24 protein-coding genes are annotated in these 26,396 nt (G+C 55.1%); 13 read left to right on the top strand and 11 right to left on the bottom strand.

The annotated features are described in order from the left end of the window. Positions 1-84: 84 nt before the first annotated feature. Complete coding sequence (locus ACYVHC_RS09835) at positions 85-1,203, top strand: hypothetical protein (protein WP_460613546.1); 1,119 nt, start codon at positions 85-87, stop codon at positions 1,201-1,203. A gap of 80 nt (positions 1,204-1,283) precedes the next feature. Here ACYVHC_RS09835 and ACYVHC_RS09830 read toward each other — a convergent pair whose 3' ends face one another. Next, positions 1,284-2,003 (bottom strand): T-complex 10 C-terminal domain-containing protein, encoded by a 720-nt coding sequence (locus tag ACYVHC_RS09830; protein WP_460613544.1) that lies wholly within the window; start codon positions 2,001-2,003, stop codon positions 1,284-1,286. Between the two features lie 236 nt (positions 2,004-2,239). Between ACYVHC_RS09830 and ACYVHC_RS09825 the strand changes: the two genes are divergently transcribed. Both ACYVHC_RS09825 and ACYVHC_RS09820 read left to right on the top strand, forming a co-directional pair. Beyond that, positions 2,240-2,908, top strand: a complete 669-nt coding sequence (locus ACYVHC_RS09825) for a head GIN domain-containing protein (RefSeq protein WP_460613542.1) — start codon at positions 2,240-2,242, stop codon at positions 2,906-2,908. A gap of 86 nt (positions 2,909-2,994) precedes the next feature. Next, positions 2,995-3,783 (top strand): hypothetical protein, encoded by a 789-nt coding sequence (locus ACYVHC_RS09820; protein ID WP_460613541.1) that lies wholly within the window; start codon positions 2,995-2,997, stop codon positions 3,781-3,783. A gap of 124 nt (positions 3,784-3,907) precedes the next feature. Here the strand turns inward: ACYVHC_RS09820 and ACYVHC_RS09815 are convergent, their stop codons facing one another. Beyond that, positions 3,908-5,242, bottom strand: coding sequence for an erythromycin esterase family protein (locus ACYVHC_RS09815; protein WP_460613540.1), 1,335 nt, complete (start codon positions 5,240-5,242; stop codon positions 3,908-3,910). A 225-nt stretch (positions 5,243-5,467) separates the two neighbouring features. On the opposite strand from ACYVHC_RS09815, the gene ACYVHC_RS09810 reads away from it, so the two are divergent. The 3 genes from ACYVHC_RS09810 to ACYVHC_RS09800 all read left to right on the top strand — a co-directional run bounded on the left by ACYVHC_RS09810 (position 5,468) and on the right by ACYVHC_RS09800 (position 8,374). Further along, positions 5,468-6,559, top strand: coding sequence for a sensor histidine kinase (locus ACYVHC_RS09810; protein ID WP_460613539.1), 1,092 nt, complete (start codon positions 5,468-5,470; stop codon positions 6,557-6,559). Positions 6,560-6,626: 67 nt separating this feature from the next. Continuing rightward, positions 6,627-7,331 carry a LytR/AlgR family response regulator transcription factor gene (locus ACYVHC_RS09805; protein WP_460613537.1) on the top strand — a complete coding sequence of 235 codons (705 nt, stop codon included), beginning with the start codon at positions 6,627-6,629 and terminating at the stop codon, positions 7,329-7,331. A 203-nt stretch (positions 7,332-7,534) separates the two neighbouring features. Continuing rightward, positions 7,535-8,374, top strand: coding sequence for a hypothetical protein (locus tag ACYVHC_RS09800; RefSeq protein ID WP_460613536.1), 840 nt, complete (start codon positions 7,535-7,537; stop codon positions 8,372-8,374). 235 nt (positions 8,375-8,609) lie between these two features. On the opposite strand, the gene ACYVHC_RS09795 is transcribed toward ACYVHC_RS09800, so the two are convergent. Then, positions 8,610-9,503 carry a ferritin-like domain-containing protein gene (locus ACYVHC_RS09795; RefSeq protein ID WP_460613534.1) on the bottom strand — a complete coding sequence of 298 codons (894 nt, stop codon included), beginning with the start codon at positions 9,501-9,503 and terminating at the stop codon, positions 8,610-8,612. 42 nt (positions 9,504-9,545) lie between these two features. Next, the gene (locus tag ACYVHC_RS09790; RefSeq protein WP_460613533.1) at positions 9,546-10,313 is read right to left on the bottom strand and encodes a ferritin-like domain-containing protein; all 768 of its coding nucleotides are present in this window, start codon (positions 10,311-10,313) and stop codon (positions 9,546-9,548) included. Positions 10,314-10,714: 401 nt separating this feature from the next. On the opposite strand from ACYVHC_RS09790, the gene ACYVHC_RS09785 reads away from it, so the two are divergent. From ACYVHC_RS09785 to ACYVHC_RS09775, 3 genes are all read left to right on the top strand, one after another. After that, the gene (locus ACYVHC_RS09785; RefSeq protein ID WP_460613531.1) at positions 10,715-11,359 is read left to right on the top strand and encodes a pseudouridine synthase family protein; all 645 of its coding nucleotides are present in this window, start codon (positions 10,715-10,717) and stop codon (positions 11,357-11,359) included. Positions 11,360-12,342: 983 nt separating this feature from the next. Next, the gene (locus tag ACYVHC_RS09780) at positions 12,343-14,574 is read left to right on the top strand and encodes a T9SS type A sorting domain-containing protein (protein WP_460613530.1); all 2,232 of its coding nucleotides are present in this window, start codon (positions 12,343-12,345) and stop codon (positions 14,572-14,574) included. A 471-nt stretch (positions 14,575-15,045) separates the two neighbouring features. Then, positions 15,046-15,507: a cold-shock protein gene (locus ACYVHC_RS09775; RefSeq protein WP_460613529.1), complete on the top strand. Its 462-nt coding sequence runs from the start codon at positions 15,046-15,048 to the stop codon at positions 15,505-15,507. 83 nt (positions 15,508-15,590) lie between these two features. On the opposite strand, the gene ACYVHC_RS09770 is transcribed toward ACYVHC_RS09775, so the two are convergent. The 4 genes from ACYVHC_RS09770 to ACYVHC_RS09755 all read right to left on the bottom strand — a co-directional run bounded on the left by ACYVHC_RS09770 (position 15,591) and on the right by ACYVHC_RS09755 (position 18,292). Continuing rightward, on the bottom strand, positions 15,591-16,718 hold the full coding sequence (locus tag ACYVHC_RS09770; protein WP_460613527.1) for a putative sensor domain DACNV-containing protein: 1,128 nt from the start codon (positions 16,716-16,718) through the stop codon (positions 15,591-15,593). A gap of 184 nt (positions 16,719-16,902) precedes the next feature. Further along, positions 16,903-17,319: a hypothetical protein gene (locus tag ACYVHC_RS09765; RefSeq protein WP_460613526.1), complete on the bottom strand. Its 417-nt coding sequence runs from the start codon at positions 17,317-17,319 to the stop codon at positions 16,903-16,905. A gap of 196 nt (positions 17,320-17,515) precedes the next feature. Next, positions 17,516-17,779, bottom strand: a complete 264-nt coding sequence (locus ACYVHC_RS09760) for a hypothetical protein (protein ID WP_460613525.1) — start codon at positions 17,777-17,779, stop codon at positions 17,516-17,518. Positions 17,780-17,887: 108 nt separating this feature from the next. Next, on the bottom strand, positions 17,888-18,292 hold the full coding sequence (locus ACYVHC_RS09755) for a hypothetical protein (protein ID WP_460613523.1): 405 nt from the start codon (positions 18,290-18,292) through the stop codon (positions 17,888-17,890). A 271-nt stretch (positions 18,293-18,563) separates the two neighbouring features. Between ACYVHC_RS09755 and ACYVHC_RS09750 the strand changes: the two genes are divergently transcribed. Further along, positions 18,564-18,818, top strand: a complete 255-nt coding sequence (locus ACYVHC_RS09750; RefSeq protein ID WP_460613521.1) for a hypothetical protein — start codon at positions 18,564-18,566, stop codon at positions 18,816-18,818. Between the two features lie 6 nt (positions 18,819-18,824). Next, on the top strand, positions 18,825-19,412 hold the full coding sequence (locus ACYVHC_RS09745; protein ID WP_460614308.1) for a DUF5694 domain-containing protein: 588 nt from the start codon (positions 18,825-18,827) through the stop codon (positions 19,410-19,412). Positions 19,413-19,492: 80 nt separating this feature from the next. Here the strand turns inward: ACYVHC_RS09745 and ACYVHC_RS09740 are convergent, their stop codons facing one another. Then, positions 19,493-20,080 carry a YdeI/OmpD-associated family protein gene (locus ACYVHC_RS09740; RefSeq protein WP_460613519.1) on the bottom strand — a complete coding sequence of 196 codons (588 nt, stop codon included), beginning with the start codon at positions 20,078-20,080 and terminating at the stop codon, positions 19,493-19,495. 318 nt (positions 20,081-20,398) lie between these two features. Between ACYVHC_RS09740 and ACYVHC_RS09735 the strand changes: the two genes are divergently transcribed. Together ACYVHC_RS09735 and ACYVHC_RS09730 are read left to right on the top strand one after the other, a co-directional pair. After that, entirely contained in the window at positions 20,399-21,505 is a 1,107-nt protein-coding gene (locus tag ACYVHC_RS09735) for a DUF4932 domain-containing protein (protein WP_460613518.1), read from the top strand. Positions 21,506-21,990: 485 nt separating this feature from the next. Continuing rightward, positions 21,991-23,667: a vWA domain-containing protein gene (locus tag ACYVHC_RS09730; protein WP_460613517.1), complete on the top strand. Its 1,677-nt coding sequence runs from the start codon at positions 21,991-21,993 to the stop codon at positions 23,665-23,667. A gap of 496 nt (positions 23,668-24,163) precedes the next feature. Here ACYVHC_RS09730 and ACYVHC_RS09725 read toward each other — a convergent pair whose 3' ends face one another. Together ACYVHC_RS09725 and lpdA are read right to left on the bottom strand one after the other, a co-directional pair. Continuing rightward, on the bottom strand, positions 24,164-24,817 hold the full coding sequence (locus ACYVHC_RS09725) for a hypothetical protein (protein ID WP_460613515.1): 654 nt from the start codon (positions 24,815-24,817) through the stop codon (positions 24,164-24,166). Between the two features lie 93 nt (positions 24,818-24,910). Beyond that, entirely contained in the window at positions 24,911-26,317 is a 1,407-nt protein-coding gene (gene lpdA, locus ACYVHC_RS09720; RefSeq protein ID WP_460613513.1) for a dihydrolipoyl dehydrogenase family protein, read from the bottom strand. Positions 26,318-26,396 lie beyond the last annotated feature (79 nt).

The following is a 26,396-nucleotide window of genomic DNA, read 5'->3' as shown; positions in this document are numbered from 1 at the left end:
TTTCAGCACTTCGGCCCCCTTCAGGACCTAGGGAACAAGCGCCGCATGGCTTGTGTCTGGCAGATGAATGTCTGCTATACTGATATGACTGTGTTGTTGCGTTGGAAGGGGTTTGGGGGAATAACTGGGCTAGTACTGCTCCTGGTGCTGCTGACCGCGGCCCGGCAAGCTTCCCCCGAAAAACCGCTGGTGCTGCAACCGGCTCCTTCTGCTTTCAAAACCGCCTTATTTACTGTAAAAGCGGTGCGCGATGAGCGCCCGGGCCACCCGGCCGTAGCGTGGCTGCTGCCCGCCCCCTCTGTGGTTGGCAGCAAGCCCCGTCCGGTGGAGCTGCAGGGAGGCACTGCCACCGCATTGCGCCAGTTTGCAACGCGCATGCTGCCGGCCCAAGCGGCTCGGTATAACGTGGTGTTGCGTGTGCTGGAGTGCCGGGTTCAGGAAACGCCGGGAGGTGGCGGGCAGGCGGCGGGCCAGGTTACGCTGCATTTAGCCTTCGACTGGACAAATCCCGAGGGCCGCACCATAACCCTGACCGAGTACCGTGGCGGCGCCCGCTACCTGCGGCCCCTCGCCGACCGCACGGTGGTGGAGCCCGTACTGCGCCAGGCCTTGGTGACGAGCTTTACCTACTTCAATACGTGGCTTACGCGCGCCGCCACGCACGATGTTCGACTGGCCACAGCGGTGCATCCGGTATTTCGGTACGAAACCACACGAACGGAACCAGACACCGTGTTTTACGACCCCGCCCGGCCGCTGGTATGGTCTGATTTTACGGGGCAGCCGCGGCCGCGCGGGCGTTTTGCCGCTTCAGTATTCCCGAGCTTTGCTTACCAAGGCCAGCCACGGGTGGTGAATGGAGTGATAGAGTTAGACCTGATACTGAAGGTGTTTGTGGTGCGGAGCTCTTCGTGGGTAGATGCCGGCCAGCGCACCGACTACCACCTGAACCACGAACAGCGGCATTTTGACTTGGTGCGGCTGGTGGCCGAACGGTTTCGCCGCAAGGCCTCGCCCGATAGCCTCACGGTGGAAGACTACAACAGCATTCTGCAACTGCAGTACCTGAAGTCGTTCACGGAAATGAACCACATTCAGGAACAGTATGACACCGAAACCCAGGGCGGCCTGAATACGGTGGCGCAGGAGCGCTGGAACCGCCGCATCGATGAGGAGCTGCGGCACTATGGCGTCACGCACTAGGCCTGTCAACTCACCAAACCCCAAGCAAAAGCCCGTGTACTGACCAGTACACGGGCTTTTGCTTAAGGCTCAGCGCAGGGCTAGCGTTTAATTTTGGTGGTACCGTCGTCGGCGTCACGCTTTACTTTGGTGCCGCTGGGGTACTCTACTTTCCGGTCGCCGTCTTTGTCTACTTTCACGGTTTTGCCATTCGAGTACACAATCTTCGTTTCGCCGTTGGCTTTCTTATCATACTTCACCACTGAGGGGCCCTGCCGACGCGCTGGAGCTGCTTCCCGTTCCGTCGTCGTGGTTGTGATGGTGGCGTTGCTGTACGGCGTGCCTGAGTAGTAGCTGTTGCGGTTGGTTTCGTACGTGCGGTACTGGTTTGGGTCCGTGATATAGGTCCGGACTTCGCGGTCGGTGTTGTCGTTGATGGCGCGCTGGGCGGCATAACGGCCGGTGGTATCGGTGGCGTAGCGCGTTTCCACGTCGCGGAGCTGACGGCCACGCGTGTAGTAGGTTTTCTCAACGCGGGTTACCACTACGGTATCGGTCAGGCGCAGGTCTTGCGCAATGCGGTCGGCTAGGCGGTCGGCTTCGGTGCGGTACGCAGCGGTATCAGCCGTAGCAGTGGCATCCGCATCCGTGTCCATGGTGCCGTCGCGGACTACTACGGCCGTATCGGCAGAAGGAGTAGTAGCAGCATCCACGGCCGCTTGTTTATCCTGATTACAGGAAACCACGGCGAGGCTGGCGGCGCAGGAAAGGAAAAGCAAGGTCTTATTCATCAGAAACAGCAATAGGTGGGAGAAGAGCATAGCCCGCAGGCTATACTGGCCGCTGTTACGGCGCAGGTTACGGCGAGGTTGTGCCCACCTTTCTAAAGCCACGCGCAGTACCAACGCCAAACAGGCAGAATAGCGGGCTCCTAGACTGAATGAAAGCCGCGGGCGGAGGAAGCGGTTGATAAAAAGCAGAAGCTCAGGCAACCGATGGGCTAGTGGCTTCATCTGATGAGTACTAGCCTTCCTTTCATTTGTAACTCAACTGCTCCATGAAGTCTGCCCTACTCAAATCGTTAGCCGCTACGGCCGTGCTTAGCATGGCTACCCTCGGCGCCAGCCTCGCGCAGCAAACCCGCTCGGTTGGCTCGTTTCAAACAGTCAGAACCAGCGGCGCCATTGATGTAGTGCTCACGCAGGGCGCTACTACTTCCGTGAAGGTTGATGCTGATCCAGACGTGCTGGAGTACATCAAAACAGAAGTAAAAGACGGTACGCTGCAACTCTACCGGTCCAATACGAACACGCTAAGCCAGCTGCTCAATAACAAGAAAGTAACGGTGTACATCACGTGCCCCACCCTGAAAGGAGTAGAAGCCAGCGGCGCTTCGGACGTGAAAAGCACCACCCCCTTCACCGCCGACGAGTTTACCATCAGAGCCAGCGGCGCCTCCGATGTAACTTTGGTTATCAAGGCCAAAACCCTCAGCGCCACCGCCTCAGGCGCCAGCGACCTGCGCCTGACCGGGGAGGTGGAGCGCCAGCAGGTGCAGCTCAGCGGCAGCAGCGACTACCAAGCCTACAACCTGCAAAGTCGCACCGCCAGCGTGCAGGCCAGCGGTTCTTCCGATGCCTATGTGGCCGTTACGGAGGAGCTCTCATCTAGAACCTCCGGCGCCAGCGACATTCATTACAAAGGCAAGCCCCGCGTGACGAGATAAGCCAGTACGTTTACTAGGTACTATACAAGCGGAAAGTGCTAGCTTAAATCAGGCTAGCACTTTCCGCCTTTTTCTGGTTTCCTATCTTGACTACTCACTACCCCCTCAACTGTGGCAAAGCGCAGATTATAAGCCTAGATGCCGATGAATATGGCAATTACATTGCCTTGCTCAGTACGTCCGAAGTTCAGATCAACGACGAGCGGATTCAGCTACACGAGCAGTTCCGGCACCCGCGTATCCGGGAGCTGAATGCCGAGCTCTTTCTGATTGTTGAGGGCCGGTTGCGAACCACCGACAATGCCCACATCTTCGACCGTGCGGGACGCAAGCTTCTGACCTTTAATGCCGGAGACGCCATTGCGGATGTCCTGATTCAGCAGGGCCAGATTGTTATTTCGTACTTCGATGAAGGTATTGGAAGTAAAACGCCTAGTAGGGACGGTTTAGCGGTATTTGACTTTTCGGGCCAGCAGGTTTTTGGGTACAATTCTAGTCAGCCCTACTTTATTCTGGACTGCTACTGCATGACAAAACAAGGCAAGGACACCATTATGGCCTATGCGTACACTGACTTCCATTTGATAGAAGTACGCCTTACCGATTTCCGCGTGATTCATCATACCACTCCAGCTGATGTTGCCGGCGCCCACGCCGTAACTACCAGCCGCGGTAATATCATCTTTCATTCCTCCTATGAGGAACCAGCCCGCTTCTTCTGGTGGAATAAAGCCAAAAAAGTAACTCGATTCGGACACCACGAGGAAATGGGCTTGCGTGGTATCGGCAATGGCAAGTTTTTAGCCTTTGATGAGGCTGGCTTCAGCATAGTTGATGCCATGGAAATCATGCGCGACGAGCATATAGCAGATTAATAACAAGCCCGCACTGGCCCCGCTACCACGCACAAGCGGCAGCAGCTCTGGGAGCTGCTGCCGCTTTTTTATAGAACACGAACGGATACGCCACAGGAATGTAACACCTGAATAAAGGGTTGGCTTACCGCAGAGGGGTAGCGGCCGTGCTTTGGCGCACGAACAGCATAGCGTCGTAGGCGGTGCTGAGCTGGGTGTCGTTGTAGAAATTCTCACTGCCAGCCGTTTGGCCCACCAACCGGTGCGGGCGCTTGAGGTCCTTGACCCCCAACTGGTTGGTGTTGAAATAATAGACCGGGCTGCTTACTTGTCCTAACGAGGCTTCCCAGGAGCCGGCTTTAGCCATTTCGAGGGGGTAGCTGGTCATCACGCTGGCAGGAGAAATAAAGCGCTGCGTGGTAGCCGAGAAAGTGCCGGAAGTGGTACCGGTAGCCAGCACGAAATACTGCCCGGGAAACATGCGGTCTAGGAAGCTGCCGGTACCACCGCCGTTGTTGTCGCCAGGGGCAGCCACCGTGCGGGCCACGTGGGCATTGTGCGCCCAGATAATCACTTTATGCTGCTTGTTCCCCACCAAGAACTTGGTCATTTCGGCAAATACACTGTCGCGGGAGGAGTTGCGCTTATATACTTTAGCTTGATAAAACAGATCAAAGCGCATGCGGGCGTTTTTGGCGGCGCCGGCCAGGACTTCGCGCTGTTTGCGAGGCAGCCGGAGGCCCGGAAGGGCTTTTTCCAGCTGGTCGGCGGCCTCGTAGCCGGCCATGCCGTTGGCCAGCCACTCTTTGCGGTTAAGGTGGTAGCTCGTGTCCTCGGCGTGGTACCACATGTTATCCATGTAGGCAGAATTCTTGACTAGTTGCGCGGTGAGGGTTTGTAGTTCGGGGCGCTTGGTTTTGGCCAGCCCCTGCTGAAGCAGCTGGGCGTCGGCGTTGCTGAACATGGCATCAATACCCGTTAGCTCCACCTTATTGCGCCGATGGGTGCGGTTGTGGCCCTGCATCCAGGTGAGCAGCTCGGCCATTTCCTGGTTTTGCCACATGCTCAGCATGTGCTTCTGCATCAGGGGCTTCAGGTCGACTTTGGGTTGCTGCATGGCTTGGTTGAGCAGGTAGGTGTCACCGTAGGTATTTTCCAGGCCCAGGCGGTCGAAGCCATATTCTTCCATCAGGATGCGGGTAAGCCAGAACCGCAGCTTGTAGAACTCCGAGGTGCCGTGGGTACCCTCGCCCATGGCCACTACCTGCTTGCCGGCCATTTGCTTTACCAGTGGTTGCACAGCCGTCCGGAAGGCCTCGAAGCTCTGGGTGCTCACGGGGTTGATGATGCTGGCGTCGAGGGTGATGCGGGCCGTATCGGCAGCAGGGGAAGCGGTGAGGGCACTGGGCTGCGCTTGGGCGGCTAGCGTAGCGGTGGTCATCAGGGCCGTAGCAAGCAGGGAGCGGAACAGGGTTTTCATATGGCGGAAGGGTAGTGAGTGTCAGAGATGTGCCAGCCGTTCAGCGACTAGCAACGACACAAAGGAATGCCCTCCAAAAGCCGTAATGAAGCTTTTTTAGACCAAGCCTGCCTACCATCCGACCAAACCTAGGGCTCCCATTTTTAGTCGAAAAAACACCCGGCTTGGTCGAAATAGCGGGGCTAGCCAGCACCACGCCGCCGGAAAATCAGCCAACTTGCCCTCATGCAACACGACGCTGCCGACCGGCCCAGCCGTTTTCCTCTCCTGTTCGAAATCCTGATTTGGGGTTTGTATGTGGGCATGTACAAATACGCGGTGGTAATGGGTACCGTGCTGCCGCAACCCACCGGCCGCGCCAATTTTCCGTATCCGCAGCTTATCGTTTTTGCGCTGGCCGCTACCCTCTATATCATCCCGTACTACCGTTGGCTAGTGCCTGTGCTGCTACGCCGCCGGCGCTACGCGCTGCTAGGGCTGGCGTCGGTTGTGTATTTGTGGTGGGGCATTAAGCTGAACGCGGCCGTGGCCAACTGGCTGTTTCAGTGGGTGGCCAGCCCGCCATTGCTGCAAGACTTTTACCAGCGTGGCTTTCAGGAGGCGGCGGCCCAGGTATTTGCCCTGCGCAATACCTACATCAGCCTGCTGTTCACTGACTTGCTGGCCTTCAGTTGCGTGGCTTTTGTGCGGCTGGCCTTTGAAAATGAGTACCGTCGGCGCCACCTCGAGAAAGACCACTTGGCCCTCCAACTGGAGCAGCTTAAAAGCCAGCTACAACCGCACTTCTTGTTCAACACACTCAACAGTATTTATGGCCTGAGCCTGGCGGGCTCGCCCGAAACGCCGCGCTTTATTTTGCTGCTCTCGGAGCTGATGCGCTACGTGCTCTATGATAGTGGCAAAGAGTACATTGCCTTGCCCGAGGAGGTAGCGTTTCTGGAAAACTACTTCGAGATGGAACAGCGCAAATACCCCGGCGCTCATATTCAGCTGACGGCCATTAGCCTGCCTGCGGGCCTGAAGGTGCCACCGCTGCTGCTCTTGCCACTCGTAGAGAACAGCTTTAAGCACGGCCGCCACCACTACTCCGACAAGGCCAGCGTGCGTGCTACCCTGAGCAGCCAGCCCGGCCGCCTGCACTTCCTGATTGAAAACGACATGCTGCCCGAAGCGCCGGCTGCTTCTATAAAACGTAGCGGGGGCATCGGCCTCGTGAATATTCGGCAGCGTCTCCACCTCTATTACCCCGGCACCCATGAACTGCACCTCACCGAGCACGAGGGCCTCTACCGGGCCGAGCTGACGCTGCAGGTTTAATGTCGCGTGCTACCTAGTACACCCCAGCTACTACCTTATAGCGTCTCCCTTCTATCCTTCCTTGTATATGACGACTACCTCCGCGCCCGTCCGGTGCCTGATTGTGGATGATGAGCCGCTGGCCCACCAAGTGCTCACCCAGTTTATTGGCCAGACGCCGGGCCTTACGCTCACGGGAAAGTGCCGCAACGCCATGGAAGCCTACGAGCACCTCGCGCAGCAACCCGTCGATTTGCTTTTCCTGGACATCGAAATGCCCTTAATGTCCGGCCTCGACTTCCTAAAAAACCTGCGCAATCCGCCCAAAACCGTCCTGACGACGGCTTACCGCGAGTACGCCTACGAGGGCTACGAGCTGGATGTGCTAGACTACCTGCTTAAGCCGTTTTCCTACGAGCGGTTTATGAAAGCCATTGCCCGCTTGCCCGCGCTGCAACCCGCGCCCCCCACCGACGAAATCACGGAGAAATACCTGTTGGTGAAGGAACGCCAAGGGCTGCTTAAAGTCCCGCACCGCGACATTATATATGTGGAAGGCTGCAAGGATTATGTGAAGTTGATGACGGCCAGCAAAACCTACCTGCTGCACCAAACCATGAAAGAAATGGTAGAAATACTAGGCCCCAGCTACTTGCGCGTGCACCGCTCCTTTATTGTAGCGGCCACGCACATCAAGCTCCTCCAGCCCGATACGGTGCAGCTGCTTGATGGTACTCTTATTCCCATCGGCAACTCCTACAAAGCCGAGCTACTAGCCTATTTCAAGAAGTAAAGCCTTGTTTTTCAAAAGGCTTCACTCCTGACTAGGGGTCGCCTGCACCCCCAACCCCACTACCCAAGCAGCAGCCTGATAAGTGCTACGTGCTTTCCACTGACAATCTTTGGGGTGCCGCAACCTTCTCACCTGGCTTTCTGGTTATCTTAGAGGTTACGTACCGCATCCGGGTGGGTGCAGCGGCTAGCCTTGCTTGGGTAATGAAGTATTTGCTTGTAGTCCTTGTTTGGTGGCTGCCCTTACTGGGTTGGGCCGCCGCGCCACCCCTGGAGCCCCTCCAGATTGCGGAGCAGTTTGTGGCGCCCGGCGGCTGGGCCAATATGCGCGAGTACCTCTGCTGTGAGGCAGCCGGCCAGGCCAAGCGCCAAAGCCTGGGCCAGCAGATTCCGGCCACCTTGCAGCGCAACTGCCAGCTGCTGCAGCAAAACCAGCGCACGGCTGTAGTAAGCGTAGAGCTGCGCGACTCCGTTAGCCGCAATGATGTATACCTGCACTTTCGGCGCGATTCAACCACCAGCCCTACCACCTGGAAGCTGGAAGCCGTGCGCAGCTTGGCCATGACGCAGTTTGGCGCGCCTATGCTGCAGCTCTTATCCGATATGCCGCCCGCTGAAGTAGCCCGCTATAACCAGAAGCACCCCGACGCCGACCACCAGTTTATGCTCGGCAACATTCAGCTCTGGATTGGCCCCGATGCAGATATTATCCGGCATTTTGAACGCAACAAATCAAGCTTTGAGCGGGCCGTGCAGCTTATCAAAACCCGCGGCTACTTCTCTGGCAAAGCTGCCAGCCCGGAACCAGACCTAAGTAAAGATACTGAACTGCAGGCCGTACTGCGCCCGCTCTATATCAGCCGCGTGACCCAGCGCAACCTGGGGTGCACCAGCTGCCTGGAGTTTGTTATTGGCGGCATGGTTGATAACGCCGTGGGCCTGCTCTACCAACCCAATATCGCAGCCGTTCCCGCCATGACGCCCGACCACGTCATCATGCTTAAGCCGCTTGGCAATGGGTGGTACTTATATAAAACTACCTGAACTCCGGGCACTACACCCAACACAAGCGCCTAGGCAGTTAGAGGCCCCCAACTGCCTAGGCGCTTGTGTTGCCGATACCACTCAGTGCTTTATATAAGCTTAGGCGGCGCGACTAGGCAGCAGGTTGAGGCAAGAAACACAACTAGTGTTTCCGGGCACGTTGAAACACGTTGGAGCAGTCCAAAAGCCACCCCAACGCGCTGCTACCTCCCTGCAAGTGCAGTACGCTTCATGGCTACTTTATAAAGTTAGAGGCAATAGTGAGAACAGTATTGGGGTCCAGCGGCTCATCGAAGGCCTCTGAGGCTTCGCCCGTGGTTACCCCGAATGCAGCTACTAGGTTCACGCCGGCTTGGCTTACATTTTCTTCGCCCGGATACGCACCAGCCGGGTTACCAGCGCCATACACGGGAGCCGTAGCACTCGGTGCGGGCCCGCCATTGTCGTTACCGGAAATCCAACTTTTGGGGTTGGTGTTGAGCGAGCCCGGCACCGCCTGTGGTCCGCCACGGCGTATGGTGCGAATGTGCGCCGCATGGCGTGCCTCCACCGAGTGAATGTTAAGCGCCGCTTCCAAGATGGTGTTGTTGCTAATCAGCAGCGGCGCGCCGCCTTTATAAGCCCGTACCCCGGTATCTTCCAGTGCCTGCGCTACAGCCAGGAAGGTGCTGGCATTCGTAAACACGTCCGCAAACAGCGGGGCTCTCTTGCCGCCTTTGCTGCCCGTAAAATCAAAGGCACTGGCCCCCGGATCGGGAATGGCGGCGGTACCCAGCACGGCCTTCAGGAAATCCACGTGGTGGCGCTCGTCGGTGCGGATGGTCATAACAGAAGTGCGCTGTTGCCTGCTTAGCAACCCGGAGGCATCTAGGCCCATTTGGTAGTAATAGTACTCCAGGTATTCAAGGCCTAGGGCAAAGTTCAGCACATACTTAATCTGCTCATTCAGGCTACCAGATTGCGCGTAGGCTTTCTGAAACAACGACCCTAGCGCCAAGGGTACGGCCGCCACTGCCAGCTTTTTACCGAAGCCCGCAAAATGACGAAACATGTGGCGGCGTTGGTCGAGCCGCTCGTAAACCTCGGGGTCTACGCGTTCAATTTCAGCAATCAGGTTGAGAATATTCATGGGTAGGAGTCTTGACGATACAGAAGGAATAGCCAGCGGCGCTTACGAGCGGGGCAGCTTGCTGACGTTGATTTTAGAGCCGGGCTTGAGGTACTTATTGGCCATGGCGGCTACCTGTGCCGGGCGCATCGACTTTTCTAGGCCAGTGCTGGCGTCTACTACATCGGGCCCCACAAACGAGCCGTACTGGATCAGGTCCCGAATCAGGGCGGCGTGGCGCGCTTCTACGGACACAATTTTGCCCGCCAGCCCCAGAAACACCGGGTTGCTAATAAGCGGCCCGGCCCCATTATAGGCCGCTACCCCTAGGTCTTCGAACGCCTTGGCTGCCCCCAGCACGCTCGTGCGGCTCCCAAAATCGATGGAGGAGAAATCAGGCTCCAGATCTTTGATTGGCGTGCCACCGTTGGCCGCAATTCCCGCCTGCAAGAAGTTGCGGTGGATACGCTCATGCGCCTCGATATCCTTAAATGCCGACCGCTCGGCGGCTGAGGCACCGGCGTAATAACGTCCCAACAATACCTGGGCGTAGAACGCAGCCTCTAACTGCTCTAGGGCATAGGCAAAATTGAGCACGCCGAAGTCCCCACTTCCCACGTTCACCACGCGGTTATTGTCGTCTTTGCTGTCGCTGCTAGCTGCCGCCGCCAGTTCATCATCTAGGGTACTATCGCTGCAACCCGCCAGCACCAACCCGGTGAGCACCACACCGGCCCCCGTAAAGCGCAAAAACGACCGACGCTGCAGCGGCATACGCAGTCCTTCCCCTGCCTTTTCAACAGCGGATTTCTCGTCTAAAAGCTCAGACATACCTGTAGAATTTATGTTAGAAAAAATATTACTAACCTGAGCTACGGCTGTGCTAAGCTACCCGGATTTGCCCTTATGCTAAATGGGCGCTAAGTAGTTAAAAATACGTATTTAACGCAGCAATTTATTGTATATAGTCTTGACCTACATAACTTTACCTGTACACAATTAGGCTATTCGCGAGTTCGGCATCGCGCTGCAAATCCGCCATTATTCCAGGCAGGATTCGCTACCCCCTCAAGAGTGCACAACCCATTGTATTTGCGTTGTCACTTCACGATGGTGCTACTATTTCATTTACTGGGGCTGGGAACCTGTTACCGCCCCTCGACGCCCACACATTATGTAGCTTTGCAGCCGTTAATTTCCACTGCATTACCTTCTGTTAGTTTTAACCTGCCATGGCCCACAGCCACTTCATGCTGCATAAGCCTTTCGGCTACCTCAGCCAGTTTACCAGTGAAGCCCCCCTAGAAAAACGTAAAAAGCGGTTTTTGGGCGAGCTGCACAACTTTCCGGAAGGCACCATGGCAATTGGGAGGCTTGATGAGCACAGCGAAGGACTGTTGCTGCTAACCACCGATGGCCGGATAAGTGAGCAGGTGCGCCGCAAAACCGTAGAGAAGGAATATTATGCACAGGTAGACGGCCTCATTACCGAGGAAGCCGTGGCGCAGCTTAGCCTAGGAGTTGAAATTGGGGTACATAATGAGCGGTACCAGACGCTGCCCTGCCGCGTACGCCGCTTAGAGGTTGCGCCCGACTTGCCCCCTAGGACCCGCAAAATTCGCGATGACCGCCATGGCCCTACCAGCTGGGTATCCATTACCGTCACGGAAGGCAAATACCGGCAGGTCCGGAAGATGACGGCCGCCGCTGGTTTTCCCACTTTGCGACTAGTACGCGTACGCGTGGGCTCTATCTGGCTGGGAGATTTGCAAGCTGGCGAGGTGCGCGAAGTAGACGACCTATTGCCCAACACAGCACCGGAATACAGTTTTTACTACCTATCAACATTACAGACAAGGCATAGACGGACACGTTAGCCCCGCTATAAGCCAGTATACCTTTCCCGTTTTGAGTCAACAGTAATTCCAAAAAACTTTCTACCTGCACTAAAGGCAAGCTCGTCTACTAAAACCCTATGCTCAACTGACTCTCCACCTTCATGTGGCCTAGTCATATATTATAATAATCCTACAGTACTCCGATTTATAATTTATGCTCATGCTTTCCGACTTATAGTGATTTGCGTCTTTTAAACCACTCAGACTGCACATAAAAGCTGAGAACCATGGTAATAGTATGTGTGGTAAGAGCTCCGCGTACTAAGAGCAATATCAATAATATTACATAACTTCATACAACACAACCTTTCATTAGAATTGTTTAAGTTATTATTGAAATTATTTTATCTGTATTTTTATATATCTACATTTAACTATCGAAAGGCAGGCACCTAGGCGCCGGCCCATTGAAAAGCAGCAGGCCCTATACCGGTATATGGCCCGTTGGCTAGCCTCCAAAGTGGCCTGAAGCCAAAGCCGCCTGTCAGATGACGCCAGTGTGTACATTTTATGTGGTAATGGCATGTGCAAGGAAGAAGCAGACACTACGTTTTTGCCGCCCAGCTAACTGGGCAACCGCCTGCCTCAGGTAATCGGAGAATTTTGCTTGCTGCTACTGGCCAACGCTAGTCCGGTAACCGTGCACATGAGCCCGACCATTCATTCCATCTGACCAACATCAACTCCGCCCTAAACCGGTTCAGGGCAACCTGTGCCCTAGTACCACCTACTCTCCTCTCGCACCAAGGGCCTACGTGCGCTGCACCTTGGTATGCTGCCTAGCAGCCTCACCGCTACGATACTTTTTCAGCACACATCTGAACAAAGCAATCATGCCCTCTACTTTTCTCACACCACGCCGGAGTGCTTCAACAGGCTACTCTAGCAACACCTTACAAACTACACGTTCCGCCCGACTTGGACGCTTTTTTGGCGCTCTGCTTGTAGGTTTGGGGCTTGCCATGAGCCCTGCCATAGCCCAGGACCCGGGTAAAGGCGGCACCCAAGCCGGGTTTGAAGTTGATGCAGATTTCAAATCCGGTTTTATCCCTGGGTTCTGGAGCAATGCCAACTACTCTCCTTCCATCACAACACTGGGCGACGACTGGTCGAAAGGGACAACTGGAAATGCAGTTTTGCTTCAATCAGGCGGGATATCCATACCCGGCGTAACGGCTAATGGGCGCAGCCTTTGGCAGGTTGATGGAAACTGGGGCAACCTCTCTCCTATTGCCGAGCAGTCTGTGTTTGCTGGGAGTTCTAACAAAAACGGTGATGCCATTGGCAGTAATCAATCGCCATACACAATAGGCACTGGTAGCGGCGGTCCACAGAAAAACGACATCACTAATACCTTCCTGCATTCGCGGGAGGTAGGCGGGAAGTTGTGGTTGTTCTTCGCGGCAGAAACCCGGTCAGTAAACGGCGCCAGCTACCTGGATTTTGAGTATAACCAAGCAGGGGCCAAAGTAATAGGCTCAAACTTGGTAGGCCAGGGCCTGGTAAACGGACGCACGGTAAATGACTTTTTACTGGTAGTAAACTACACGGGCGGGGGTAACCGGCCCATCATTGGGGTTCGGACGTGGTTGGCCAATGGCACTTGGTCGGCAGAAAAGCCTGTTTCTACGTTGGGGGCGTTCATCACAACCAATACAACGAATGTGGGGCCGGTAGCGCCCAACAAATCATTTACCGGTGATGGTGCCTACACCAATGTAACAGGGGCGCTACAAATGGTAGAAGGAGGCATTAACATCACGGACATTGAAGGGCTTTCCACTCTAAACCAGTGCACCCCAGCGGCCACTATCACCGTCAAAACCCGCTCTTCTCCTTCGTACACTTCTGAGCTGAAGGATTTTGATATCCTGAAATTCTCCTTAACGCCTGCCGCAACAGCTACTGTAGCGGAGGTAAGCCCAGCCTGTAAAGCGTCTTCCGGGCCTACTACCTTCGCCGTAAGCGGTACCTATTCTAACGGCACCCCGCTGTGGAGTGTATCAGCAGGCGGCGAGCTCTCCAACCAACAGTATAACGTTAACGGCACTGCTACTGCCACCGTAAGCGTAACCGGAAACGGCCCAGTAACCGTCACGCTTACTACTACCAGTTCCAATGCAGCTTGCGCTTCTGCTACGGCCAGTCGGAGTCTTACCATCAATCCACTGCCTACCCTGACCACCAAACCTTTGGCAGCGTGTGAAGGCTCCACGGTAAATCTGAACTCTGGAGTTACCTCCTACACGGGTACGCTTTCTTTCTATACTGATGCTGCCCGCACAACCCTGGTGACGGATCCGACACAAGCGGCTTTGGGCGCTACATACTACGTGAAAGCGGTAAGTGCTGATGCCTGTGAAAGCTATGCCACGATTGTGGTCACTAAGAATGCTTTGCCAAAACTTACTACCAAGCCACTCTCGGCATGCGCAGGCTTTACGGTTGATCTGAACGAGGGGGTTACTGAGTATACCGGTACGCTTTACTTCTATACCAATGCTGCCCGTACTACTTTGGTGCCGGATGCAACAAAGGCTCCTGTAGGGTTTACGTACTACGTGAAAGCAGTAAGCGCCGAAACCTGCGAAAGCTACGCTAGCATAGCAGTGGGAGAAAAAACCAAGCCCGGCCGCCCTGCGGTGCAAGTAATAGAGCCTAGCTTGTGCGGATCTGCTACCGCTACAGTGCGCGTGGTTGGATCAATTCTTGATGCTACCTACACGCTCACAAATGGCTCTGTATCCACTGAAAAAACGGGAACTGGGGGCAACCTAGATTTCGGAGGCTTAGCTGCCGGATCTGGATTCAGCATCATTGTCACGACGGTAGATGGGTGCGTGTCTGCTGCCACGGATTGCGAGAACTACAATACGGCAGATGCGGCTCCTACCACTAAAAGCTCGCAGCTATTTGGGGCACCGGAGCAGCGCAGCATCGAGTCAGAGGCCTATCCTAACCCCACGGGCTCTGATGCTACTATTAACTTCTCGGCTCCCAAAAGCGGGCGTGTTTCCGTGAGTGTGTACAACTCCATGGGCGTGCAGGTAGCCTCCCTGTTCGATGGCATGGTGCAGGCCGGCGAAAGCAAGTCGGTGGTGTTTAAAGGTGCCTCGTTGCCCTCCGGTACCTACTACTACCGCGTAACTACTAACGGCAAAACCAAAACCAGCCGAATCAGCCTTTCAAAATAAACCCTAGACCCGGTGTAGGCACAAAAGGTCCACTCAAGTTGGGTGGGCCTTTTGTGCCTACACCAGCGGTGGTGGCTACAGCGAGCCGGCCAGCATATGTTTGGCTTTTTGCGGAGCGCAGTTTTCTGATTTTGCGGCTGCCCGGCAGGTATTTGAGCAGGTATAGCACCTAGTGCATATACTCTGTGCTATTGCTGTGAGAATAAGAAGTAACTTTACGCTACTATTATGCCGCAGACCCCCGCCGGCAACTTTGCCCGGCCCGGCTCCCACCCTGTTTGCTGGTTGGGCTACCCTGGTAGCAACGGGTAGTTATTCGTGCAAATCTGCCTGATACCAGCTTTACTGATATTACTATATATTCTATTGTAATTATGAACCTTAGCCTATCCGATTTCGTCTAAAATTAACCACCTGTCTTAACATCGCCGACCTCGCTTTTCGGAGCGACATAACTGACTAATACAACACATGGGTAGATCACAAGCCACCTTCGGCAAGAGGGAAAACGAAAAAAAGCGCCTAAAGAAACGTCAGGATAAAGAAGAGAAGAAAGAAGAGCGTCAGGCCAATGCCAAGAAAGGGCAGAGCCTCGACGATATGCTGGCGTACGTAGATGAGAACGGCAACATTTCCGCTTCTCCGCCGGATCCGAAGAAGAAGAAAGAAATCAAGACGGAAGATATCCGGATTGGCGCGCTGAAGCAGGAAGACATGGAGCCAACTGACCCCATCCGGAAAGGCGTGGTTACGTTCTTCAACGACTCGAAAGGGTACGGCTTTATCAAGGACTCAGTAACTCAGGAAAGCATCTTTGTTCATGCTAATGGGCTAGTGAATCAGATTAAAGAAAACGATAAAGTAAGCTTCGAAGTAGAAATGGGTCCTAAAGGCCCTAGTGCTTTCGGAGTAAAGCTGGACACCCCAGTATAAAGTACCAGAGGCACTAGGCCTTCAAGCGGCTGCAGCTCCCCAGGAGTTGCAGCCGCTCTGCGTTACTAGCACTCTCAGAAGCGTTAGAGCAGCAGCACATCAATGCGGTGGGCATGTACCATTTGCAGTGCCACCGACCAGGCAAAGACGGTGAAAAAGCCATCCTGAGAAGCTACCAGAGCCAGGGAATCGCGCTGATCAAACACAAACTGGGCGGCGGCCAAGTGGCGGGTGCCGCCGTTCTGGGCTGGGTGTAGGTAGCGCGCCGGGCTGTCAATAACAGGTTCTGTGAGCACCATTTTGTCGACGGGCTGGCTCCACTTGGCGCGCGCTACTTTGGCTCCGAAGGCCAGCAGGTGGTAGTCGCGGGTGATAATGGTGGCCCCATCGACGGCCGTGAAGCCACCCACAATGCCAATGTTGCGCTGAATTTCCTCCAGCCACTTCCGCTTTGATTGGCCTTGCTGCACCTCCGCAATGCCCATGTACGCCGGCGTTACCGGATACGTCATGGGCTGCACAATGGACTCTTGCCACAGCGTAGAAGCCGAGGGTACTACCAGCACCAGCCCGCCCCGGCCGTGGGCCCGCATAACCGCCGCCAGCTCCACCAGCACGTTGTCGGTTTCATTGGCGCTTGTGTTCTGATCGTGGCCGGGCAGAAACTTTTGCAGGGCCGGGCAATCATCTACGGCAATGTTTTCGGCGTCTACGAGCTGGAGCTGGTCGCCGCGCAGGATGGCCACGTTCACAAACTTACCGAAGCCATCGGTGCGGCGGTGCTTTACCACCAGCAGGCCCGGCTCCACTACTTCCAGCACAAAGCTCAGGGGCGGGATTTCGGTGGCCGTGCCCCAGACATACAGCCCTTCGGCATCGTACCACACGCCCAAATGAATACCGGGCTGCTCTACGGCCGGAGCTAGCTTCAGCAGGTTATACGGCGTGAGGCGGCGTTGCCCGAACACTACCGGCTGACCGGCCTGCGCGGGCTGTAACAGGGCCAACGAAATTTTGGGTGGGTGGCCTTCTTCGCGCCGCAGGCTGGCCCAGAAGGCTACATCAATAATGGCCTCAACCCACTGCGCAGGCGGCGGGGGCGCCAGCTGGGCTACATCCGTAGGGTTAGCGCCGGCGCGGTGCCTAGCAAAGTGAGCTTCAATCATGGGGGCCACCACGCGGGCAGCCAGGTAAGTAGGTTCAGAAAGCATACTGGGTACGTGCAATGCCTTGGCGGCAGCAAGCTACGCGAAGCGCAACCCACTACCTAGCCTGCCCAAGTAGCGCCGGGCAGGCAAAACCGGGCGGGCTCTACTCAACAGCGCCGGGCGCTTTCTGTTACCGGAGGCCCGAAACCGGGTAGCTGACTCTAGCCTGTGCCCGCGGCCCAACCGGTTACTGCCCGTGTCGTTTTTGCCACATCCGGAGCGCCACCTGAAACACCATAATAGCCCCAACGGCCACTACTGCCAGCGTCAACTTTACCGGCATGGTGAGTACCAGCGTGCCCGGCGCGGCGGTTGGAGTTTGCAGGAATCCTAGGGAGAGAATCAAGAGCCGAAACGACCAGCCTTCCAAGTAGATGAACACCAGCGTGTACAGGACAAACAGAGCTATGATGTGGCGGCGGCTTCTGATGTAGGCCGCCGACAAAATCATGCCCAGGGTATACAGCCCCAGCCCAATCAGGATGCCACCGGCGCCACCCGCTGCTAGAAACGCGTACTTGTCTTCGCGCTGGCCGGCCAGCGCCAGCACCGGCCATACCAGGGCACAGCTTGTGGCAATACCTCTTGTCAGATGATGCTTCATTGCTTACCGATAAAAAAGGCTCCAAGCCTCAGAAAGCAGCTCAGAACCTTTTTCTTCACTCCACTAGGTCGGCAAATCAGCGAAGGCCGAAACCATGGATGCTTCCGCCTCCGCTGCTATTCAAGTGCGCTGCTAGGCGCTGTTGCGTTTTTGATCTGGTTAGAAAGTAATACTAAATACCGGAAGGCGCTTTGTGCTAAATGGAGCCACCATCCAATGAGCTGAGGTTTTGTTCGGCAGCAGTGGCATCAGTGGCCGGTGGTGTAGCGGGCGTGCTGATGCGGCGCTTACCCAAGTAGCTGAGGCCAGCCGCCAGTAAGGCGGCGCCGCCCAGCACCTTTTGCGTGGTGGTCAGGCGGTTGAGGCCGGTGCCTTTGCCCAGCTTTTTAAGCGACTTGGCGGCCCCTCCAAACAAGCTTGTCTTGGCGGCTTTCTTGTTTTTGTTTTTATTCTTTTTCATGATGCATTCTATGTTAGAAGAGAAATCCGTTTGAGCCAGAAAGAGCCCGCCCCCCAAGGGAGGTTTGCGGCTTAGAGTGGCCTAGTAATCGCAACTGCGTGGTATTGGTTAGCCAAAGTCATCGATGTCGTCAGCTGTTTTTTTCGTGGCACTGCTGTGCCCCTTGCCGGTTTTGGTACTCTTGCGGCTTTTCGGGGAGGTAGTAGGCCGGGGGGCAGCGGCAGCAACCTCCTCCGTAGCGAAGGTAGTGTTGGCTTCCGGAAGCCTGGCCCAATCGGCTTTGGGTGCGTGGTGGGGGGTAGCGTCTGGCTTCCCTTTGCGCTGATCTAGGTAGATAAGGCCGGCCGCTGCCAGCACCAAGCCACCTACCAGCTTCTGCCCCGTGCTTAGCTTGGCAATTTCATTGGTCACCTTCCGAAACTTCTTGATCGAGAGCACCGCCGCATCCAGCACATCGTCCGGTACGGCAGCTGCCACCTGTTTTGCGTGCTTTTTCTTTTTGTGCTTGCCCATAGAAGTATAGAGTAAGGGCGGCGGAAGCCCGACGCCCACCTGTGGTACCTGAACTTCAGCTTGCTTGCCTACTAGGGTATTCGCAGAGTAGAACCCGAAGGTTTCCGTAAGAACATAATAGTCAGGCTACTGTAGCGCTTCAGCAAAGCCCGTTTCGCTGGCTCAACTGCATGACTACGCTCCGGTTCGCGCCAACGTAGCCGGCCCCGCAGAAATCCGCACCCGCCGGTGTACCTTTCTGCCAGACCTTCTATCTCCTGTTATTCGGCTTATGAAATCCGTTATACCTCTGCTGCTCGCTATGGTGTTTGCCGCAACCGGCTTCGCCCAAACCAAACCGGCCGATTTGCTGCTTATCGGGACTTTTCACTTTGATAATCCGGGCCTCGATATATCCAAAATTAATACGCTGGATGTACTTTCGCCGAAGGTGCAAACGGAGCTGGAAACCATCAGCGGCCGCATAGCCGCCTTTCAGCCCGACAAGGTGTTTGTGGAGTGGCCCGCCGACGCCCAAAAGGGCTAGAACGAGCTGTACAAAGCCTACCTGGGCCCCGACTATACTGGCTACGTGAAAGCCAACTTTCCGAAGCACGCCAATGGCTTCTATGCCCGCAACGAAATCATTCAGCTGGCGTTCCGAGCGGCCAAGAAAGCTGGTCTGGCCAGCGTGTACGCCCTCGATTACAAGAAAACCCAGTTCCCCTACGACAGCGTGATGCTGGCCATGCAAAGCGCCCACCAAAACGCCCTGATGCAACAAGTGCAGGCTCACATAAAAACCTACGAGGATAACATGAACAAGAAGCTGGCTACCTATTCCCTGACCCAGCTTCTGCTCGACGAAAACACCAAAGCCAACCTCGATTTCAACAAGGGCTTCTACCTCGATAAGATTAACAGAGCCGGCACCACTACCAATTTCAACGGGGCTTTCCTGGTTTCGGAGTGGTACCGCCGCAACCTCTATATGTACTCCATCGTGCAGAAAACCGTGGCCCCCACCGACGATAAAGTCATGGTGCTGGTTGGCTCAGGCCACGCCGCCATGATGCGCGAATTTCTCTCCTCTGACAGTGCCTTTCGCCTGAAAGAGTTGAAAGACGTGCTCAAGAAGTAACCAGCACCTATGCCCTGGCCAAACGTTGAGCCAAGGCAACAGCACAGCGGCTCCATGCTAGTACTGCCAGGCTTGGCTTGCTACTCCCGGTCGAAGTTGGCGCGCTTATTCAGGGCCGCAAGCCGCACGGTTTCGCTTATGCGTCGGGCCCGGGTTTCGGGCTGTTTGGCCCCTAGCACCCAGGTCAGAATCATTTTGCGCGCCGAAGGCGAGAATGCCGCAAAGTACCGGGCAGCCGTGGTATCAGCAGCAAGGGCCGCCGCCAAGTCGGTGGGTACGGTGCCGGCTTCGGCAGCATCGAGGCTTTCCCAGGCGCCATTTTGCTTGGCCTTTGCAATGGCAGCCAGCCCGGCAGGCATCAGCTGGGCGGCTTGCGCCAAGCGCTCCAGCCGCTCTTTGTTCACTTTGCTCCAGCCGCTTTTGGGTTTGCGGGGCGTGAAGAGCAGCTGCGTCCGGTCGGCGTCGAGCTTCCGCGGGTGCGAGTCAATCCAACCAAAGCAGAGCGCTTCTTCCACTGCCTCGGCATAGGTTACGCTGGGTTGGCCGCTGGCTTTTTTGAAATACACCAGCCACACCCCAGGGCTGCTGGTGTGGTGCGTAGTCAGCCACTGCCGCCACTCGGCGCGGCTGGCGGGCTGGGTTTGCGCATAGGCAGCAGTGCGCGACATAGGATTTGAGCTGAGGTAGAGGCTAGTGCAAGGTAGGGCTAGTTACAAAAAGATATCCTACGGCGCACTTCCGGCAGGTACTTGGTAACCAGGGCTACGTGCATCGGCATGCACCCTGACGCAGGGGTTTGGGCTTACGCAGGGGGTAGCAGACGGGCGTGCTGGAATGATGTAGCACAGCTGTTAGCTGGTCTCGTAGGGGAAGACTACTACCAGCCCCCATACATGCACCGCTGTACGCGAGTTGAAATAACACGGCCTGAACACTACTTTAGAGACTCCGGTTGAGCTTGCCGGAGTTTCATTATCTTGATTTTTATGGCCTTGCTAGTGCGTATCGGTTTACTGTGGGTGGTGTTTGGGGTAAGTTTGCCGATGCGGCTATATGGGCAAACCCAGCCCATTCAGGTAGAAACCAACCTGGGCGTGGAGCTGGTTAACGCGCTGATGGTGCAGATTTCGCCGGAGTTCCTGCCAGATTCGGCGGCCAACCCACAGCTGTTCCGCACCACGCGCCTAATGCGGGTTAGCTATATGTACTTCGCGCCGTTCCGCCAGCATATGGCCGTAGTGCGCACCCGCCAGCTCACCGATAAGCTAGGCACCGGCGTCTATCTGCTGCCGCTCTTCTATTCGGGCTTTCCGAAGCCGGTACGCCACACGGCCGTTTCGCCTCCTTTGCTCGAAGCCATTCATCCGCACCCCGACTCGGCCGCCCGACTGGCCGATGAGTACATGCAGGTGCTTGGCAAGTTTTACCGCGAGGCCCAGTTTGCCCGGTTCCAGCGCACCCACCGGAGCACCTATAACCTGGCCTTGGCGGAAGTACGCCGCAACCTGCCCGCTGCCAACTTTATCCCCACCATGGAGCGGTACTACGGCGCGCGCAATGCCGGCTACCACATCATCATCAACCCGTTTTTTAAAGCCCAATGGGGCATGGCCTGGCAGGTGCCCACCGCCGCCGGGCCGGTATCCTACCAAATTGCTGCTCCCTTTCAGGAGCAGGTGCTCCAGCGGGGGCGCACCCGTGCCGCTGGCTTCGATAATGCCGAAGCGGTGCGCAACCTGTCGGTGCACGAGTTTGGCCACACCTTCATCAACCCCCTCACGGCCCAGCCTGACCTGGCCCGTGCCATTGAGGCTCATAAGGCGTTGTTCCGGCCCATTCCTGGCATGGGGCAGTACAGCGACTGGGAAACTTCCTTTAACGAGCACCTAGTACGGGCAGGCGAAGTACGCCTGGCACTAGCCTTGGGCCGGCCCGAAGTCAGTACCCACCTCCGTACTGAATACCGAGACTGGATGTATTTGCCGTTTTTCGAGCAGCAGTTACAGCTCTACGAAGCCAACCGCACCCGCTACCCTACCCTAGCGTCCTTTTTGCCCGAGCTAATTAGTGCACTGCCCCGGCTTACCCCGTAAGTGAGGCCTAGCAGCTACCTCCAACGCCTGAAAGCGCCGGTAGCTGTCCTCTTTCAGCTGCTGCCGGTTTGCTTGCCCCAGAGGAGTAGCATGGGGTAGTGGAGAAAGGCATTTATAGCAACTGTGAGGCGGCTAATGCTATCAAACGTGCCCTCGGTATAGCCCTGCCAGTTAGAATACGCCTGGGGCCCCTGGCGAAACATGCCTAGCCCGCCTGGCACAGGGCAGATTATGCTACAGACTATCTGCAAAGCAACTCTTACAAGCTAGTTCCTCTCCTCAGCTGAGCAAGGGTTAGGGTGATTGACACGCACTGCACATCCTTCAGTATCCGGCTTTACAACTCGTTCTATCCCTATCCGCCACGCCTAGCCCCCTGCTCAGTAGCAGAAGACGAACTAGTGCTTGTTCAACGCTACCCACGCTAGGCCTCCTCCCGGCAAACCACTACTTTGCACTCCCTTGTGCCTTTGCTATCTTATTCAATGTCCCCTGTATCCTTCCGGGCTTTTCTCTGTGGACTTATTCTGCTGCTGACCACCCGTACCGCTCACGCCCAAACTCCGCTGCCCGAAGCAGAGCTTACCACCTTCTACGACCAGCTTAACGCCTACCGCACCGCGCGGTACCAACCGTTGCCGGACCTAGAGGCCCTGCAACTACCCTCCACCTTCTCGGGCGCCGACTTGAAGGCCCTGCACCTGCAGGAGCGCCACATTGTGCGGGTTGACCTGGTGTACACGGCCTTCCGACTGAATCCCGCGTTCAATCAGCGCCAGCTCAACCTTAGCCGCATCCGCAACCTAGCGAGTGGCCTACCGGGGTTGCTGCAAGATGAGTCCGTAACCTGGACGCTGGTGGAGCAAACTGGCTGCAACAGCCCCACCGAGTGCCAGCCGTTTTTCCATGGGTTTGTGGTGTATGTGGCCCGGCACGCCACCGCCGCCACCAGCCGCGCCGACCTCGACAGCCTCACGCGCAAGCTGCGCATCCTTGAAAAGAAGCGCCCCAAAGCCGCCAGGAAGGCCCCCGGCAAAAAGGTGGCCTGCAACCTGCCCGCCAGCCGCTTCAGCAACCGCCAGATGGCCCGAAGCCTGCGCCGCCTCTATCACTGCCCTCAGCACGACGCCCAACTAGTAAAGTTTGAGCTAACGGTAGCCGCCGATGGCAACATCCAGACCGTGAAGGTGCTGCCTACCGCTAGGCCCCTGTGCACCACGGAGCTGGAAGAAGCCATCCGGAAAAGCGTGGCGTTCCACTCTGGTTTCCCAGTGGCGGGCAAGATGTTTCCGTTTAGCGCCAAGGGAGTAATTCGCCTCCCCATCGGACCCTTGCAGCTGCTGGGCGAAGCCGACATGGGCTTCACCAACTTCGCCCTCCCCGATTCGGCAGCCCGGCTCTACCGTGTGTTCCTGAAACACAAGAACAAGCAGCACAAAAACGACTATTGCGAGGCGCGCATCACGAAAGCCGGCGAGCTGCTGGCTGCTTCAGATACCAGCGCCGTAGAGATGCCCCTGCCGCCCGATGCCAACGTAGTAACCCGCGTGATGCAGCGCCACCCCGAGTGGAGCAAGGAAGTGGTAGTGACCGACGCCACCGGCAGCATGTTCCCCTACACCTACGACCTGCTGGCCTGGCTGCAACTTAGCGCCCTCGAAGACGAGAAAACCTTCGTGTTCTTCAACGATGGCAACGACCAGCCCGACAAAGACAAGCGCGTGGGCAAAACCGGCGGCCTCTTCCACGTAACCACCAGCAGCTACGAGGCCATCAAGAACAAGCTCATCGAAACCATGAAGGCCGGCGGGGGCGGCGACGCGCCCGAAAACGACGCCGAAGCCCTGCTCTACGCCCAGCAGCTCACCGGCCCCGACTCCGCCCCCACGGACCTCATCTTGATTGCAGACAACTACACCTTCCCCCGCGACGCCAAGCTCCTCAAAAATACCACGGCCCACGTCCGCATTATCCTGTGTGGGGTCCGCGACTACATCAACCCGCGCTACCTCGCCCTGGCCCGCAAGCACGGCTTCACCCTGCACACCATCGAGGGCGACATTGAGAACCTGAGCAAGCTGCTAGAAGGCGAAACCATCACCATCCAAGGCCAACAGTACCAAGTGACGAAGGATGGATTTAAGTTGGTCCAGAAGACGTGAAATAGATCCTTTTTATATCTAGAAGAAATGAATTACTAACTAGCGGTGTGTGCTTGTCAGTTGAAGATCCAGAGGGGTTACAAGCTTCACTGCCTGTTGAGGGAACACATATAACTCCGTTAAATACAAAGATCACCCTTAATAAATAGACACAATTTATATTTCACGACCTTACACCTGCTAAATTAGCAAGGGAATAAATTCTTATCGAATCAATGACCAAGAGTTATAATTATATCAAATATGCTATTCAGCGGATTTTATAAATGAAATAAACGTTAAAAATATATTTTTAAAATAACATAGCATTTAAAAATTACAACTATACCTACTGCATACATGGATATAGTCACACAAAATCACGAAATTATCAAATAGCCTAAAGTTATTTATATTAATTAATCCCTTCATCGCAGAATCAATAAAATTATAATGTGTCATAATTTCATTATGCCATGTTATTTATACAAATAAAAACACTAGTATACAAATTTACTCAATTATGATTATTATCAATTTCTTTAAATAATTTATCTCTTATTATTTTTCGTAATTTATCTCTATCTAACCAAAAATCTGTTTGCATTTTGCTTAAATACCCATTAATATCTTGCATGGCTTGAGCATTATTCACATCACTTATTTCTTTACCTTGCAATTCAGGATGGTCCTGAATATATAGAGCAACGCTATTATGAAAATTTTGAATATAATCATTAAATATTTTCATTAATAAATTTTCGATTGGATTGTGTATAGAGTCAGGAAGAAATAGCATTTCTGTTCTAATTTTATGAACCTCCTGCCTGACCTTAGAATATGAACTATCATTGTTAGACATATTAGCAAAAAATTCTTTTCCAAAATCAAGAATGAAATAATCCTCTATAACTGTTAAGTGAGTCCAAATTAACTTTACAGAATCAACTATTTTTTCATAATCATACTTTTCTTTATTTTTTATAGAACTAAACTCTATTTCTATTTTTTTATTTTGAGCACTAAGTTTTTCTTTAAGTTCCACTAATTTTCTATCAACATTGCTTTTATACAGGGCAGCAATTACTGACGTTACTATAGCCGAAGTAAAGATTGATTGCCAATTAAAAAAACCTAAAAGGTCATTAATAATTATATTAAACACATCCATAACCTCTATTATTTTACTATTTAAGGATTACTGTAAAAGGCTGAAGCTATTTTAGCTTCAGCCCTTTTACAGTAATCCACCGCAAGTGCGATATTACATATGAATGGCGCGGTTCTCTGTAGCGGCTAGGCAGGCTTCCTTCATGGCTTCGGCGTAGGTGGGGTGGGCGTGGCTCATGCGGGCTACGTCCTCAGCGGAGGCGCGGAACTCCATGGCCGTTACGGCTTCGGCAATGAGGTCGGCGATGCGGGGGCCGATCATGTGCACACCCAGGATTTCATCTGTTTCCTTGTCGGCCAGCACTTTCACGAAGCCGTCGAGGTCCATGGAGGCGCGGGCGCGGCCCGAGGCGCGGAAGGGGAAGTTGCCGGTTTTGTACGCCTTGCCCTGCTCCTTTAGCTGCTCTTCGGTGTAGCCCACGCCGGCCACTTCCGGCCAGGTGTACACTACCCCCGGAATGAGCAGGTAGTTGATGTGCGCCTTCTGGCCTACAATGGTTTCGGCTACATACACACCTTCTTCCTCGGCCTTGTGGGCCAGCATAGCGCCCCGAATCACGTCGCCGATGGCGTAGATGCCGGGCACGTTGGTTTGCAGGTGCTCATCTACCTTAATGCGGCCGCGCTCTTCCATTTCTACGCCGGCAGCTTCCAGGTTCAGGCCCGCGGTGTAAGGGGAGCGGCCCACGGCTACTAGGCAGTAGTCGCCTTCAAACTTCACTTCCTCGCCTTTCGGGTTGGTAGCGGTTACGGTCACGGCATCGCCCTCGCGGGTAGCGCCGGTTACCTTATGGCTCATGAAGAACTCGATGCCGATTTTGCCCAGGATGCGCTTCAGCTCTTTGCCAAGGGCGCGGTCCATGGTCGGGATGAGGGAGTCCATGAACTCCACCACCGATACTTTCGCGCCGAGGCGAGCGTACACCGAAGCCATTTCCAGCCCGATTACGCCGCCACCAATCACGATCATGTGCTTCGGCACCTCCCGGATGTTCAGGGCCTCAGTGCTCGTGATGATGCGCTGCTTGTCCTGCTTGATGAAGGGCAGTACCGTGGGCTTAGAGCCAGTAGCAATGATGACGTTTTTCGTCTCGATCTGCTGCTCTTCGCCGCCCGCGGTGGGCTGAACTTTGATGTGATTCTTATCTACGAACGAACCCACGCCCTTGATGACGTCGATTTTGTTCTTCTTCATCAGGAACTGGATGCCGTCGGTATTGGCCTTCACCACCCCGTTTTTACGGTCGATGAGCTGGTTCATGTTGATCTGCAAGTCGCTCAGCTCAATGCCATGCTCCTTGAAGGTGTGGCCGGCATTATGGAAGTGCTCCGTCGAGTCGAGGAGAGCTTTGCTGGGGATACAGCCCACGTTGAGGCAGGTGCCGCCCAGGGTGTCGTACTTCTCAATCAGGGCAGTTTTGAGGCCTAGCTGGGCGCAGCGGATAGCCGCCACATAACCGCCCGGCCCGGAGCCGATGACGGTAACGTCGTATTGGTTCATATTCAGCGAGTGAATTCGGTGGAAATCAACGGGCACGAAGGTACGGACGGCGAAGTTGTGAAGCGTGAAATTGTGAGGC

It is taken from the genome of Hymenobacter seoulensis (assembly GCF_054780535.1).
Note: the sequence above shows the minus strand (reverse complement) of the source record. Positions and strands in the feature narration are given on the sequence as shown.